We start from the raw sequence: 14,132 nt of genomic DNA, 5'->3' as shown, positions 1-14,132 counted from the left end.
GGATGACATCTCATCAATGCTAAATCATTGCTTCATATCGCCGAAACTAAAATAAACCCCTGTCTACTTTTGCACACTGCACATGTCAGGAACGGACGACTTGCAGGTTATGGAGCACACCTATGAAATCCCTTCATCACATCTCGATCCGTAGTAAGTTCATTCTTGCCCTTCTTCCTCCTATCCTTGCCCTGCTGTGGTTCAGCTTTTCCGGCGTGATGGAACGCCGCAGCACCGAAAATGAAATGATCCGGATGGGGAAACTCATTACGCTGGCACGCGATGCAGGCGAGTTCGCCCACCAGCTACAGCGTGAACGCGGCTTGAGCGCAGGTTATTTTGGTAGTCAGGGGAAAAAATTCGGCTCAGAGCTCGCCACACAGCGGCAGGACACCGACAGGGCACAGCAGCAATTTCAACAAACGGCCACGAATCTCAGCGACAACGAACTCGGTCATGATGTAAGTGGAGAGATCGGTAAAATTGCGCAGAAAATGCAGCAGCTTGGCGAGTTTCGTCGCAATATCGACAGCATGTCGATCTCTGTCACTCAGGCGCTCGGCTACTATTCCGAGTCCGTCGGCTATCTGCTGAATATTGTCGGGGATATGACACATCTGGTCAGCGACGGCGGCATTGCACAGCGCCTGGCGGCCTATTACAACCTGCTGAATGTGAAAGAGCAGGCAGGGCTCGAACGCGCCGTGCTCTCCAACACCTTTTCCGCTAACAGCTTTGCCGCGGGTATGTTCGAGCGACTGAACCAAATGGTCGGCCGGGGAGATGCCTACACCACCGCCTATAACATGTTCGCCAATGCCGACCTACGCAGCGCTTTTGAACAGGCTCTCAACAACCCTGCTGCCCAGAACGCGCTCCAGATGCGCAACAAGGCGTTAGCCTCCCCCGGCGGCAACTTTGGCATTGATGCCGGCCAGTGGTTTAATCAGCAAACGGTAAAAATCGATGAACTGAAAAAAGTTGAGCAGCTCGCCACCCAAGACCTTACTACTCAGGTTAATGCCTTAGCCGCCGATGCCCGCCGCTCCTGGATTAGTTATCTAGCTGGTGCGCTGATTTCTCTGCTCATGGCGCTCGGTCTTGCCTCCATGATTATGCGCAGCATCAACGAACAACTTCAGCAAACGCTGACCACCATTCGTGAAATGGGTGGGGATCTTACACGCCGTCTACGCGTGCCGGGCAACGACGAGCTTTCTCAACTGAATCAGGCGTATAACGCCTCGTTGGAAAACATCGCCGATATGGTGGTGAGTATTAAGCACAGCTCGCAGACCATCGGACGTGCCAGTAGCGAGATCGCTAACGGTAATCAGGATCTGGCGCAGCGCACGGAAGAGCAGTCCGCATCGCTGGTGCAAACCGCCAGCAGCATGGAAGAGATTACCGTTACGGTAAAACAAACCGCTGACTTTGCCGGACAAGCGCGTCAGTTAACGACAGAGGTGGACGATCAGGCTCGCCGCGTCGGAACCATTACCGAATCTGCCAGCGGCGCGATGGAAAAAATTCAGGACGCCAGCCAGCGCGTGAACGCCGTCGTTACCGCCATTGATGCCATTGCCTTTCAGACCAACCTGCTGGCGCTGAACGCAGCGGTCGAGGCCGCGCGAGCAGGCCAACATGGCCGTGGGTTCTCCGTCGTTGCGGCGGAAGTTCGTCAACTGTCACAACGCAGTGCAGATGAAGCAGGCAAAATCCGCGCGCTCATCGCCGACAGTATTGCCAGCGTCAGCGAAGGAACAAAACTGGTGAACCAATCGAACCGGGGGATTAACGATATCGTCGTCGGCACGCGTAAAGTGCGCGATCTGGTGAATGAAATCGCCGTCGCCGCCGATGAACAGTCACTGGGTATCGCACAAATTAACGAAGCGCTCAGCCAACTGGAGATGGTCACGCAGCAGAATGCGACGCTGGTTTCTCAGGCTTCCGTTGCCAGCCAACTGCTGGATGAGCAGGCGATTGAAATGGAATCGCTGGTCAGCCGCTTCAAGGTTGACGACAACGCACCACAGCAGACGTTACAACAAACGTTACAACAACCTTTACCGCAAGCGCGGTTATCAAGGTAGGGAAACGAGAGCGAAATTCATGGCTATCACGGCGGTGAATGCCTCGCGCAGGTGAAACGCGCTGCTGGCCGCCAGCCACATCGCCCGTGGAAAACAGAGGCAGAACATCTCCTCAATCCCAGCAACGGCCTTTGCTTGCCCAACCAGCATGACAAAGCCTTTGATATGGGTACTCATCAGCTTCAATGATTCGCTGGAAATGCTGCTTTCTCCACGAATCAAAAAGCTGAAAAGCACCACCAGCGATGTTAACTTTGCTCAGTATGAAGGCAAACAAATCCATCTGCCAGACGCCTACCCACCCGATCTGGCACAGATGACGTATCGTCGTGAGCATATTTTTTGGGGCAGGGGGTCAATACGCTATATTACTAACGAAATCGGGTAGTTAAGTTTAATTTATGGACTATGAATTGCTTTGAAAATAAGGATTTAAATACATGCGTATCCGCTTCCCACCCAAACTGGTTCCAGGAGATCTGATTGCTATAACTGCGCCATCATCTGGGGTCCCTCAGCATTTGCATCCTCGACTGGAACTTGCCATAAAAAACCTGAAGGAAAAAGGATTTAGAGTCCGTGAAGGGGAGTGCTTACGCACCCAGCATAAAAATAAAAGTGCCAGTAAAACATCACGGGCGAAGGAGCTGATGTGTTATCTAACCGACCCAGAAGTCAAGGCTGTTATGCCACCATGGGGAGGTGATCTGGCCATCGAATTACTTGATCTCTTAGATTTCAATCTGTTAGCGAAAACCGAGCCTAAATGGTTTGTTGGCTTTTCAGATCTCAGTACATTTCATTTCCCATTGACTACACTTTCTAGTTGGTCAACGGTACATGGACCTAATCTCATGGATCTTGGTGCCAAAGAGTTAGATCTCACCACACAAGCCATATGGGATATTTTGGAGAGCGACCGGGGAACAGTAGTTAAACAATACGCATCAACTGCGTTTCAAATTGATGAAAATCAATGGGTTACCACAGCCGATGCAGGTTTTAATCTGACGCAAAAGACAAGGTGGAAGCACCTTGATGGCACCACTTCTTCTGCCCATTTTCAGGGACGCCTGATTGGTGGATGCCTGGACATCATATCAAGGTTAGCGGGTACCCCATTCGGTAACCTATCTTTGTTTAGGGCACAGCATCACGACGAAGGGGTCATTCTGTATTTTGAAAACGTGGAAATGAACCCCTGTGAGCTAACGCGAGCATTATTTAGTTTACGCTTACAGGGTTGGTTCAATGACTTGAAAGGTGTTCTGATAGGCAGAAGTGCAGCACCCGACGTAAGTGACCCCACACAACAACATTATTTAGACGCTTTACGTTCTGCTCTCGGGGATCTCACTATTCCTGTGCTGTATGATGTGGACATTGGCCATATTCCCCCTCAAATGTCACTCGTCAACGGTGCAAAAGCGGACGTAGTATTCACTGAAAATAGCGGCTCTATCACTCAGTTACTGTAAGTGAAAAGATGGGCATCGTCATAGCAACGACGTTGCACAGTATGAAGGCAAACAAATCCATCTGCCAGATGCCTACCCACCCGATCTGGCGAAGATGGCGTATCGTCACGAGCGTATTTTTTGGGGTAAAGAGGTTATCGGTAAGATGCCGATAGCTTGCGGGAGGTATGTAATATACGCAGGATATGCACTTCGTTTATCTCTCGCTTGAGTGCATAAATAATGATGAAGGGGAATCGCGTCAGGACCAATTTTCGCCGTTCCCCCGATTTTCCGATATCAAGACCGGCTTCTGGCGTGGCTTCGAGCAACGATACCGATGAGATAAATTTTTCATCCACCGCATTCGCAACATCCAACCCCGCCTCTTTATACAGATAGCGGTATATTCCTTCGCGATCTGCCAGTGCCTGCTTCTCCCACCGGACCTTAAATATCACAGCTCACCCCGCGCCGCTCGCGCTTTCAATGCCTCCATTCTCTGGCTGGCGTCCTCATTACTGACGAGCTCACCTTCACCCGCATCATACCGCGAAAACGCCTCCTGAATCTGCGCTTCAAGCCATTCATCACCTGCGTTGCGCTGATACTGACGCTCTTCTTCTGCCAATTCCTCTGCACGCTGTCGCATCAACTCCGTCAGGCTCACTTGATGACGATCAGCAGCCTGCATCGCGAGTTGCTTGGTTTCTGCATCGATTCTGAAATGGATGGTACTCATTTCCGCCCCCGTGGTGTCAATTGTGTTGTCAATTTACGCGATCCTCTCCACTTTTTCCTGTACTTTTTTCATACGAAAATCAGCCGTACAAAAACAAGGCAATATAGGGACTGTCACGCGAGATGACGTGTGGATGTTCGTCCAACAACATCCGTAAACGCGCCTGCTGTCGGGTACTCGGCATTATGCCCGAACGGTTAAACCGCTGTATCCAGTACGCAATGCCAGCCTGCGTTAGCGCCACATTATCTGGTTTAACGTTTTCCAGCAGGAACACGAGCCAATCCCATTTGTTGAGCTTGTGCGCTAAAAAGTAATACACCTCAACGTGTTCTCTGGAAGATGCACTTTCCATACAGTGCTGAAGTTCCGGCAGCGATAGCGGTATTTTCTGCTGGTAAAACAGCTTACACGCGACCTTCACAATAGCTAGCGAGGGATGCAGTAGAGCGGCCAACAGTTGCTCACGCGCATCGTCACCCGTACGCAGAATAAGAATGCGCAGAGCGCTGTAATAAAGGCTGGGATAGCGCTCGTCCAGATTGCGCTCCGCCAGCGCCACAATGCCTTCATAGCGATGCTCATCTAGCCCCCAGAGCGTGATTTTTCGCACTGTGACGGTACTCGCCCGATCCAGTGCCACAAGATAATGCGCAACCGGATCGTCGTTTCGTTCGCGCAGCAGCGCTGAGGCTCGTTGACGCACCAATGCGTTCTTATCAAACAACAGATCAATCAACAGCGACGCAGACACAGGAAACCCCGTGTCTATCACATACTGCAACGCTACCTGCTTGATGAGTGCGAACGTGTCCTTCAACAGAATGGTCATCACGTCATGATCGACATCCTTGTCAGCACTCAGCAAATACCGCGCCGCGTTCGCTCTGACTAATGGATCGCGATGCCGCATCGTCTGGCTAAAGATTTGCTTCAACGGAAATAACTTACGTTCAACCAGAATATCCAGTGATAATCTGGCGACGGTTTTGTCTTCCGCAGACAACCCCGCCAGTAGCGACGACGCATGCGCCTCCTCAGCCAGAAAGCTCACGATCTCACCCACCAGCGGCTGATGATCTTCTCGCTGGCACTGCAACAGCCAGAAAATGGCAGGCAAATTGGCGACAAAAGACGCGGTGTTATTCGGCGTTAACAGCAGCCTCACGCTCTGTTTAGCTGCCCGGCGCACCGGTTCTGCCCAATCGTTTACTCGTTCAATCAACGCGGGTAATGCCGAGACCTCGCCCATAAACCCCAGACACAGCGCCGCACGCTGCCGAATATGCCCGTTATAGTGGCGCGTGAGCACTATCAGGCGTGATGCAGAACCCTGAGCATCAGCCTGCGCGGGCCGATAGTAATTGTCTGGCGAAGCCACCAGTTTTTCCAACTGTTGCAGTAGTAAATTGTACGATGCCATATTCCCTGCCCTCTTCTTATCCTTTCACACACACCACCTGACGCAGCGTATGTACAATTTCCACCAGCGATGACTGTGCCGCCATCACCTTATCGATATCTTTGTACGCCATCGGGATTTCATCGATAACGTCGCTGTCTTTTCTGCACTCGACGTGTGCCGTCGCGCGAATCTGGTCTTCCACGGTGAAGCGTTTCTTCGCCGCAGTACGGCTCATGGTTCTCCCCGCACCGTGGCTACAGGAACAGAAGCTCTCTTCGTTCCCCAGCCCACGCACGATAAAGCTCTTCGCGCCCATCGATCCTGGAATGATCCCCATCTGGCCTTTCTGCGCCGACACCGCCCCTTTACGGGTGATCAGCACCGATTCACCAAAGTGTGTTTCGCGCTGCACGTAGTTATGGTGGCAGTTCACGCCTTCCTGCTGCGTGGTAAACGGCTTCGTCACAATACGAGACAGCGCCGCCAGCGTATGCGACATCATCACTTCACGGTTATGACGGGCAAAATCCTGCGCCCATTCCACCGCTTCGATGTAATCGTCAAAGTGCAGACTGCCTTCCTCGAAATACGCCAGATTACGGTCCGGCAGGTTCGCAATGTGCTGCTGCATATCGTCCTGTGCCAGCTTGATGAACAGCGACCCAATCGCATTCCCTACGCCACGCGACCCGCTGTGCAACATCACCCAGACGCGATCCACTTCATCCAGACAGATTTCAATAAAGTGGTTACCCGTTCCTAACGTTCCTAAATGCTGATAGTTGTTGGTTTTCAGCAACTGCGGATATTTATCCGTCAAACGTTTAAAACGCGGTTCCAGCAGCGACCAGTGCGCATCCACCGTCTGCGGCGGGTTCTGCCAGGAACCGACATCACGTTTGGAACGCGTCACGCTACGTCCGTGCGGCACCGCCTGTTCAATCGCGCTACGTAGCCCCATCAGGTTATCCGGCAGGTCGCTGGCAACCAGTGACGTACGCACCGCAATCATCCCACAGCCGATATCTACTCCCACTGCGGCGGGGATAATCGCGCCACGCGTGGGGATCACGCTACCAATCGTCGATCCTTTTCCCAGATGCACATCCGGCATCACCGCCAGATGTTTAAAAATGAACGGCATTTTGGCCGTATTCAGCAGTTGGTCGCGGGCTTCCGGTTCCACAGGCACGCCCTGCGTCCACATTTTTACTGGTGCGCTATTCACGGGCGACATCATGTCGTAATCCTGCGTTTTCATCTCTTCCATTTTCATTCTCTTTGTTTGTCGTTGTTCACTATAGATATTGCCAAAGGCGTGCCAATTTTCTGAAATAGACAAAATAAAAATATAACCAATTGATAGTTAATAGATAAAAAACGAAAAACGCAAACTGGCAACGAAACAAAAGAACAGGTAAATTTATCCTATCGGATAATAATTTATAACAAGGTATAGCATGAAGCGTTGCGTCGTCATTGGTGTGCTGGGCACCACGTTGGACAAACGAGGTAAACGGGAGAATCGCTGGACAAAATGGCGGCCTACCGTCGGCCTATGCCAGCAGCCGGATTTTCCGGTCGATCGACTGGAGCTGCTGCATCAGTCACGCAACGAGGGGATGGCACAGCAGGTGGCAGAGGATATCGCCGTGGTGTCACCCGCTACGCAGGTCACGCTTCAGACCGTTGAGTTACGCGATCCGTGGAATTTGGAAGAGGTCTACAGCGCCTTTCTGGACTTTGCGAGCCGCTACCCATTCGATACTGAGAACGAAGAGTATTTCGTTCACATCACCACCGGCACCCACGTCGTGCAGATTTGCTGGTTCCTGCTGACCGAAGCCCGCTATCTGCCCGCCAAGCTGCTGCAAACCGCTCCAGGGGAGAAGGCGGATCGCCCCGCACCGCAGGGCATCTATGCCGTTATCGATCTGGATCTTAGCCGCTACGCGACACTCACCAGCCGTTTTCAGCATGAGCAACAGCGCTCTGTCTCGTTCCTGAAATCGGGTATAGAAACGCGCAACAGCACGTTCAACGCGCTGATCGACCAGATTGAACGCGTCGCGTTGCGCTCTACCGCGCCGATGCTCCTGACCGGCCCGACCGGTGCGGGAAAATCCTTTCTGGCCCAACGCATCTATCAGTTACGTCAATCTCGCCATCTGGTCAGCGGTCAGTTTGTTGCGGTTAACTGTGCCACGCTGCGCGGCGACAATGCGATGTCGACATTATTCGGTCATGTGAAAGGCGCATTTACCGGCGCATTACAAGCAAGAACGGGGCTCTTACGTGAAGCGGACGGCGGGATGCTGTTTTTGGATGAAATCGCCGAACTGGGGCTGGATGAACAGGCCATGCTGCTTAAAGCTATTGAAGAAAAACGCTTTTTACCGTTTGGTTCGGATAAAGAAGTCAGCAGCGATTTCCAACTGATTGCTGGCACGCACCGCAACCTGCGCGAGTGGATCGCTCAGGGCAAATTCCGTGAAGATCTCTACGCCCGTATCAACATGTGGACGTTTCCTCTGCCGGGGCTGGCGGAGCGTCGGGAAGATATCGAACCGAACATTGACTACGAACTCCACCGCTTCACACGAGATAACCAAACGCAGATCCGCTTCGATAAAGACGCGCGACAGCGCTACCTCGCCTTCGCCTGCTCACCACAGGCCGCGTGGCGCGGCAACTTCCGCGAACTTGGTTCGTCCATCGCCCGTATGGCGACGCTGGCAGAACAAGGACGTATCACAACCGAACTGGTAGAAGAGGAAATCACTCGCCTGCGATCCAACTGGCAGAGCGATTCCCCAGCACTACCGCCCGAACTCGCCAACATCGACCTCTTCGAACAGCGCCAGCTTGAAACCGTACTCGACGTCTGCCGTACCGCCAATTCGCTCTCCGAAGCTGGCCGCCGCCTGTTCGCCGTCTCACGCCAGCAAAAACAAAAGCCCAACGACGCCGATCGGCTGCGTAAATATCTGGCACGTTTTGGGCTGAGCTGGGAGGAGTTGAAGCGGGTATAAATTCATCATAAATTTATACCTTAACGTGCAGGCTACGATATAATTACTCTGTTACCCTCAGATAACTGCAAGACGAAAGTATTCGCTATCACCCAATAGCAGGAGTCTATCGCTTATAGCCATTTTTACTATAACTAATTGTTTTAATTAAGGTATGTGATATGAAAACCACAATGTCTCAGAAGTCGGCCCGTGAAGGCCTTGGCAACCCTGAACTGTTCCAGGGGGGCGTTTATGTAACGAAAAACGGCTCCGCAGCACTCTTCGTGCAAACAGCGGCGGAACGGGAAGCAGAACTGCTGGAGAGAGAAAGAGAAAGACAATCTAACGCACTCTTGAAGCTGGTGATGACGGCCAAGAAAGAAATTAAAAACGGTCAGGGAATGTCCGCAGAGGAAGCCCTACAAAAATTACGTGAAGCGCGAACGTAAAACAAGGAGTCAACTTGGCCAGTTCGTACACCATTAAAGTCGCGCCTGCGGCTGTCTGGTCTTTGCAGGATGCTGAGTCTTATAAATCTCACTATATTGGCATTGAACAAGCCGCTACGTGGTCTGAATCCCTGTTCTTAACATCCATACAGGCTATTTCTCAAGATCCTACCCGCTACAGACATAACGCAATATTATCCGATAAGGGAATCGCACTCCGTGAACGCCTCTCGATAGAAGATGATTTTCGCTGTTTATATGATGTTGATGAAGAGCATCGCGTCATAGAGATCCTGCTTTTTGTCAGCATGAAACAGGACCTTGAGAAAATGCTTTATCGCTATCATGTGTTGAGCTGACTAATTCCGAATCAGTAAACAGAACACTTTCTATCCAGTAAACTTGACGAAATATCTAAAATATTAGATATTTTATTTACTGAGATAAGGAGAGATAAGTATTATGGCGTTAAAATTCTACGAAAGTCCGTTTCATGTAACGCATGACGCTGAGATTGCCAGCAAGATGGCAATGAAAATGGATTTATCGATCATGATCACCAATTTAATCAAAGAGAAAGGCTGGACACAAAAAGAAGCAGCGGAAAAACTGGGTATCAGCCAGTCGCGCGTATCAGAACTGAAAAATGCCAAGATTGAGCTTTTCACTATTGACGCCATGTTCGACATGCTGGATGCACTCGGTTTCCGCGCGAAGATGTCGATGCCAAGCCTACATCAGGCATCAATCGCGATAACTGAAATCGAATCAGCAGGCTAACGTTTTTTGCATGATTGTTCCCTTCAATGCGTTTCCACATTCTTGTAAGAGTCATCTTATCAGCGCCCACAGGCAGCGTAGTCGCCTCATTTTAGGGGAAACACAGGGGGAGGTTCCCGCAGGGAGGCCTCACCCCTGTGGTCGCCCCGTGTATCGCGGTTTGCCAGCGACGAGGCTTTCCGCCCATTTCTGCGAGCTTCATTCCAAAACCTGCTGTAATTCCACTGTAAATCCATCCACCCTATTCCACGTTTTTCGCCGTTGGAATACAGTCTCTGTGCTGCGGCAACATCCGCAGCCGGGCTTGGAACCCCGAACCTCTCAAGACTGAAAAACACTTTGTTTTTTCAGGGGCTGCGTGCACACTCTTTACGGTGACGCAGGCAGGGCAACCGCAAGGTTGACCGGTCTTCTTGAGAGCCGGGGTTCCAATCCTGTCTGTGTCACCACCCGAATTTGGAACCTTGTGTGGTGGCGGACTTACATATCTCAAGGAAAAAATGACCATGACGGACACTCACGCCACACCCGCTGACAGCACCATTACCATTTTCCGCGATCTGATCGCCAGCCTGCCTTTCGCGCAGTTAGATGACGTTCAGCTCTGCGACCTCGGCGCAATTGCCGCCGAATCGGTCGAAGGCCTGTGCCTCGGCCTGCATTACCTCGGCGACACACTGCAAAATGACGTTGAACTGCCACAGGAAAGCCTCAGCCAGCTCGGCGCTTGCCTCAACGCCACCGCACACCTGATTCCGGCGCTGCTGGAAATGTGTGAACAGGCTGAACGTCACGTACGAACCGTCACGACAGTGAGCGACGCACCTCTTACCACACAGTAAAAACAATACGTTATAACTGGAAAGATTGGCCTTAGCCAAACTTTTATGCTGCTACTGAGACAGTTTCGTGCGCGATAATGTCGTCATTTTCATGCGACTTCGTAGCACGCGCCCGACACGGGACGGCTCACACGCCGCTCGCCCCGTGACCCCAGGCTTTCGGCGGAAATTATGCCGCTGACGCGGTACCTTCGTCGGTATCTGACTTAGCGGACCGCTTGCGACACGTTCCCTACGTGGCGCAAGCTTTCGCCGCGTCCTGCGGCTCATCCGAAGCCAGCTATCTCCTCAGCATAATTTTTTACGCCGGATAACAGCAAAACCTGCAATCATCCTGTATTTATGTATAAAAACATCACGAACAAGAGGGAGGAATACAACCGACGCACTAGCCATCACATCATGTCATTCATTTCACCTTCAGATCCGCTAAAGCTAGAAATAAGAAAAAATTAATCAGTGATACAACCTGTATTTTTTCTGAAGTTAGCCGACTATTCTGACATCAGTTAGCGAGGTCGTAGTCAGCGAGATGAGATAGACTAACGCTTCATATTTCGACGACATTCACCTTGCAGCGTAGGCAAACTCACATGGTTAAACGCACAGTGTCCGCCAATAAATCGATCGATATGTACGCCGTCTATGTCTTTGTAACAATGGCGGAAGCAGGAAGCATGACGGCAGCCGCCGCGCGGCTAGGCCTGACACCCTCTGCCATTTCGCAGACGATTCGGTTATTGGAAGAAGATTTCGGCGTCAAATTGGTTAACCGGGCTCGTCGCCCCTTTGTCCTGACGCCCTACGGCATTGCGTTGAAAAACCGAGGAGAAATCCTGACGGAGGAGATCGCAAACCTGAAGGCACAGGTGCTGGAAGCAGGAAAAGGGATTAAACCCGACTTGCGTATCGGCCTAGTGGATTCATTCGCGATCACTTGCGGTTCAGTGTTTACCAAGAGTTTGATGAAGAGTTCGTCGCAGTTGTTGATTCGTACCGGACTCAGTCCGCAGCAGGGTGAAGCGCTAATGCGCCGCGAGCTGGATATGATCGTCACCAGCGACCCATTGATCGACAGCGATAGCGTGGTGCGTCACCAGCTGTTTTCCGAAGGCTATTTCATTATCACGCCGCCGGATTACCGCAAACGCATCAAAACCGTCGAGGACATCCGCGAGCTTTCCGCCGCACTGCCGCTGGTGCGTTTTAACCGGAACTCGCAGATTGGGATGCAGATTGAGCGCTACCTGCGCCGCATCGATGTCCGCGTACCGAACATGCTCGAATTTGATAACGCGGATACCTTAACGTCGATGGTAGCGGCAGGCATCGGGTGGGCGGTAACGACCCCGCTGAGTTTCCTGCAATCCGTTGCGCACTCCCGCGAAGTGCTAACGCATATGCCGGAACAACTGAATATCAAGCGCTCGCTGTATATTGTCGGGCACCGTGATGAATACAGCGCGTTCTTTGAAGAAGCGTGTGATGTCACACATGACATTATCAAAACCGTATTTATTCCGAAATTGAAAACGCTGAACCGTGGAATAGAAAAGCTGGTTGAGATCAACCCGGATAATATGGAATAACAGTTAGGTATAACTATTCACGATTGGGAGACAAAACATAAATGGAGGAATATATCCACCACTAGCTATTTAACGATGCTAATTCCATGTTCGTCTCCCTGAGAACGCTTTTTAGTCATGATTTTATACAAATCGTGCGGGGTTCGTGTTACCTGAAAACCAAAAAGCAGGAAAGACAAACCCTAAAAAATCATAGTCTTAATATTGAAAACGATGCTATGTACATCGAACAAGAAAAAAGGAAGAAGATCCATGTCAACGAATATCCGTATTGAAGAAGACCTGTTAGGTACCCGCGAAGTCCCTGCCGATGCCTATTATGGTATCCATACGCTGCGCGCGATTGAGAACTTTTATATTAGCAATAGCACCATCAGCGATATTCCAGAATTCGTCCGCGCCATGGTGATGGTAAAAAAAGCCGCCGCGCTGGCGAATAAAGAACTGCAAACCATCCCGCGCAACATTGCCAACACGATTCTGCAAGCCTGTGATGAAGTGCTGAATAACGGTAAATGTCTGGATCAGTTCCCTGTCGATGTCTATCAGGGCGGCGCAGGCACATCAGTCAACATGAACACCAACGAAGTGCTGGCGAATATCGGTCTGGAACTGATGGGTCACCAGAAAGGTGAATACCAATACCTGAACCCGAACGACCACCTGAACAAATGCCAGTCTACCAACGATGCCTACCCGACCGGCTTTCGCATCGCAGTGTACACCTCCATCCTGAAACTGGTCGAAGCAATTACTCAACTGAGCGATGGCTTTGAGCGCAAAGCAAAAGAGTTTGAAAACATCCTGAAAATGGGTCGTACCCAGTTGCAAGATGCCGTACCGATGACTCTCGGCCAAGAATTTCACGCGTTCAACGTGCTGCTGAAAGAAGAAAACCGCAACCTGCTGCGCACGGCCGAACTGCTGCTGGAAGTGAACCTGGGCGCGACCGCCATCGGTACACGTCTGAACACCCCGGATGAATACCAGAAACTGGCCGTTCAACATCTGGCAAAAGTCAGCGGCCTGCCTTGCGTACCAGCGGAAGACCTGATCGAAGCCACTTCCGACTGTGGTGCGTACGTAATGATGCACAGCGCCCTGAAACGTGTGGCGGTAAAACTGTCGAAGATCTGTAACGACCTGCGCCTGCTGTCTTCCGGCCCGCGCACTGGCCTGAACGAAATCAACCTGCCGGAATTGCAGGCGGGCTCGTCCATCATGCCAGCCAAAGTTAACCCTGTGGTACCGGAAGTCGTGAATCAGGTGTGCTTCAAAGTCATCGGCAACGATACCTGCGTCACCATGGCGGCAGAAGCCGGTCAGCTACAGCTGAACGTGATGGAACCCGTTATCGGACAAGCCATGTTCGAATCCATCCAGATTCTGTCCAGCGCCTGCTACAACCTGCTGGAAAAATGCGTCGACGGCATCACCGCGAACAAAGATGTGTGTGAAGCTTACGTCTTCAACTCTATCGGTATCGTGACTTACCTGAACCCGTTCATTGGTCACCACAACGGCGATATCGTCGGGAAAATCTGTGCCGAAACCGGTAAGAGCGTACGCGAAGTGGTGCTGGAGCGTGGTCTGCTGACCGAAGAACAGCTGGATGATATTTTCTCCATCCAGAACCTGATGCACCCAGCCTATAAAGCCAAACGCTACACCGACGAAAACGAAGCCGTGTAATTTTTGTTTTGCGTCACGCTGGCCCGGAGGATATCCGGGCCTTTTCCTGCTAATTATTCATTGAAA

The 14,132-nt window shown here is 51.4% G+C and carries 15 protein-coding genes; 11 read left to right on the top strand and 4 right to left on the bottom strand.

Annotation, left to right across the window (positions count from 1 at the left end; all coding sequences use genetic code 11):
• The first annotated feature begins 122 nt into the window (after nucleotides 1-122).
• From LCF41_RS02300 to LCF41_RS02290, 4 genes are read left to right on the top strand one after another with little or no spacing between them, the layout of a single operon-like run.
• Nucleotides 123-2,096 (top strand): methyl-accepting chemotaxis protein, encoded by a 1,974-nt coding sequence (locus LCF41_RS02300; RefSeq protein ID WP_225086712.1) that lies wholly within the window; start codon nucleotides 123-125, stop codon nucleotides 2,094-2,096.
• 51 nt (nucleotides 2,097-2,147) lie between these two features.
• Complete coding sequence (locus LCF41_RS22310) at nucleotides 2,148-2,285, top strand: HNH endonuclease (RefSeq protein WP_317630303.1); 138 nt, start codon at nucleotides 2,148-2,150, stop codon at nucleotides 2,283-2,285.
• Between the two features lie 10 nt (nucleotides 2,286-2,295).
• Nucleotides 2,296-2,484: a hypothetical protein gene (locus tag LCF41_RS22305; RefSeq protein ID WP_347880953.1), complete on the top strand. Its 189-nt coding sequence runs from the start codon at nucleotides 2,296-2,298 to the stop codon at nucleotides 2,482-2,484.
• Between the two features lie 52 nt (nucleotides 2,485-2,536).
• Nucleotides 2,537-3,574 (top strand): S66 family peptidase, encoded by a 1,038-nt coding sequence (locus LCF41_RS02290; RefSeq protein WP_225086711.1) that lies wholly within the window; start codon nucleotides 2,537-2,539, stop codon nucleotides 3,572-3,574.
• A gap of 134 nt (nucleotides 3,575-3,708) precedes the next feature.
• On the opposite strand, the gene LCF41_RS02285 is transcribed toward LCF41_RS02290, so the two are convergent.
• The 4 genes from LCF41_RS02285 to LCF41_RS02270 form a co-directional block, all read right to left on the bottom strand.
• Nucleotides 3,709-4,014: a type II toxin-antitoxin system RelE/ParE family toxin gene (locus LCF41_RS02285; RefSeq protein ID WP_225086710.1), complete on the bottom strand. Its 306-nt coding sequence runs from the start codon at nucleotides 4,012-4,014 to the stop codon at nucleotides 3,709-3,711.
• On the bottom strand, nucleotides 4,011-4,295 hold the full coding sequence (locus LCF41_RS02280) for a damage-inducible protein J (RefSeq protein ID WP_225086709.1): 285 nt from the start codon (nucleotides 4,293-4,295) through the stop codon (nucleotides 4,011-4,013). The genes LCF41_RS02285 and LCF41_RS02280 overlap by 4 nt, the downstream gene beginning before the upstream one ends.
• Before the next feature lie 79 nt (nucleotides 4,296-4,374).
• Nucleotides 4,375-5,718, bottom strand: coding sequence for a HEAT repeat domain-containing protein (locus LCF41_RS02275; RefSeq protein ID WP_225086708.1), 1,344 nt, complete (start codon nucleotides 5,716-5,718; stop codon nucleotides 4,375-4,377).
• 16 nt (nucleotides 5,719-5,734) lie between these two features.
• Nucleotides 5,735-6,970 carry an RtcB family protein gene (locus tag LCF41_RS02270; RefSeq protein WP_370463340.1) on the bottom strand — a complete coding sequence of 412 codons (1,236 nt, stop codon included), beginning with the start codon at nucleotides 6,968-6,970 and terminating at the stop codon, nucleotides 5,735-5,737.
• A gap of 190 nt (nucleotides 6,971-7,160) precedes the next feature.
• Here LCF41_RS02270 and rtcR point away from each other — a divergent pair, with 190 nt between their 5' ends.
• The 7 genes from rtcR (at nucleotide 7,161) to aspA (ending at nucleotide 14,066) form a co-directional block, all read left to right on the top strand.
• The gene (gene rtcR, locus LCF41_RS02265) at nucleotides 7,161-8,732 is read left to right on the top strand and encodes an RNA repair transcriptional activator RtcR (RefSeq protein ID WP_225086707.1); all 1,572 of its coding nucleotides are present in this window, start codon (nucleotides 7,161-7,163) and stop codon (nucleotides 8,730-8,732) included.
• Between the two features lie 161 nt (nucleotides 8,733-8,893).
• Nucleotides 8,894-9,163 (top strand): hypothetical protein, encoded by a 270-nt coding sequence (locus tag LCF41_RS02260; RefSeq protein ID WP_225086706.1) that lies wholly within the window; start codon nucleotides 8,894-8,896, stop codon nucleotides 9,161-9,163.
• Nucleotides 9,164-9,177: 14 nt separating this feature from the next.
• Nucleotides 9,178-9,522, top strand: coding sequence for a type II toxin-antitoxin system RelE/ParE family toxin (locus LCF41_RS02255; protein WP_225086705.1), 345 nt, complete (start codon nucleotides 9,178-9,180; stop codon nucleotides 9,520-9,522).
• Between the two features lie 103 nt (nucleotides 9,523-9,625).
• Complete coding sequence (locus LCF41_RS02250; RefSeq protein WP_005971176.1) at nucleotides 9,626-9,943, top strand: helix-turn-helix domain-containing protein; 318 nt, start codon at nucleotides 9,626-9,628, stop codon at nucleotides 9,941-9,943.
• A gap of 506 nt (nucleotides 9,944-10,449) precedes the next feature.
• Nucleotides 10,450-10,785 carry a hypothetical protein gene (locus LCF41_RS02245; protein ID WP_225086704.1) on the top strand — a complete coding sequence of 112 codons (336 nt, stop codon included), beginning with the start codon at nucleotides 10,450-10,452 and terminating at the stop codon, nucleotides 10,783-10,785.
• A gap of 593 nt (nucleotides 10,786-11,378) precedes the next feature.
• The gene (locus LCF41_RS02240) at nucleotides 11,379-12,374 is read left to right on the top strand and encodes a LysR family transcriptional regulator (protein WP_180743139.1); all 996 of its coding nucleotides are present in this window, start codon (nucleotides 11,379-11,381) and stop codon (nucleotides 12,372-12,374) included.
• Nucleotides 12,375-12,626: 252 nt separating this feature from the next.
• Nucleotides 12,627-14,066 (top strand): aspartate ammonia-lyase, encoded by a 1,440-nt coding sequence (gene aspA, locus LCF41_RS02235; RefSeq protein ID WP_225086703.1) that lies wholly within the window; start codon nucleotides 12,627-12,629, stop codon nucleotides 14,064-14,066.
• Nucleotides 14,067-14,132 lie beyond the last annotated feature (66 nt).

The sequence above is a fragment of the Pectobacterium colocasium genome, from assembly GCF_020181655.1.
In the GTDB taxonomy this organism is placed as follows: Bacteria; Pseudomonadota; Gammaproteobacteria; order Enterobacterales; family Enterobacteriaceae; genus Pectobacterium; species Pectobacterium colocasium.
This window is presented reverse-complemented; position numbering and strand designations above follow the sequence as displayed.

Bases quoted from the DNA above. Each gene is read 5' to 3' on its own strand.
- LCF41_RS02300 (WP_225086712.1), top strand. From the start codon at position 123: ATGAAATCCCTTCATCACATCTCGATCCGTAGTAAGTTCATTCTTGCC.
- LCF41_RS22305 (WP_347880953.1), top strand. From the start codon at position 2,296: ATGCTGCTTTCTCCACGAATCAAAAAGCTGAAAAGCACCACCAGCGAT.
- LCF41_RS02290 (WP_225086711.1), top strand. From the start codon at position 2,537: ATGCGTATCCGCTTCCCACCCAAACTGGTTCCAGGAGATCTGATTGCT.
- LCF41_RS02280 (WP_225086709.1), bottom strand. From the start codon at position 4,295: ATGAGTACCATCCATTTCAGAATCGATGCAGAAACCAAGCAACTCGCG.
- LCF41_RS02275 (WP_225086708.1), bottom strand. From the start codon at position 5,718: ATGGCATCGTACAATTTACTACTGCAACAGTTGGAAAAACTGGTGGCT.
- LCF41_RS02270 (WP_370463340.1), bottom strand. From the start codon at position 6,970: ATGGAAGAGATGAAAACGCAGGATTACGACATGATGTCGCCCGTGAAT.
- rtcR (WP_225086707.1), top strand. From the start codon at position 7,161: ATGAAGCGTTGCGTCGTCATTGGTGTGCTGGGCACCACGTTGGACAAA.
- LCF41_RS02260 (WP_225086706.1), top strand. From the start codon at position 8,894: ATGAAAACCACAATGTCTCAGAAGTCGGCCCGTGAAGGCCTTGGCAAC.
- LCF41_RS02250 (WP_005971176.1), top strand. From the start codon at position 9,626: ATGGCGTTAAAATTCTACGAAAGTCCGTTTCATGTAACGCATGACGCT.
- LCF41_RS02245 (WP_225086704.1), top strand. From the start codon at position 10,450: ATGACGGACACTCACGCCACACCCGCTGACAGCACCATTACCATTTTC.
- LCF41_RS02240 (WP_180743139.1), top strand. From the start codon at position 11,379: ATGGTTAAACGCACAGTGTCCGCCAATAAATCGATCGATATGTACGCC.
- aspA (WP_225086703.1), top strand. From the start codon at position 12,627: ATGTCAACGAATATCCGTATTGAAGAAGACCTGTTAGGTACCCGCGAA.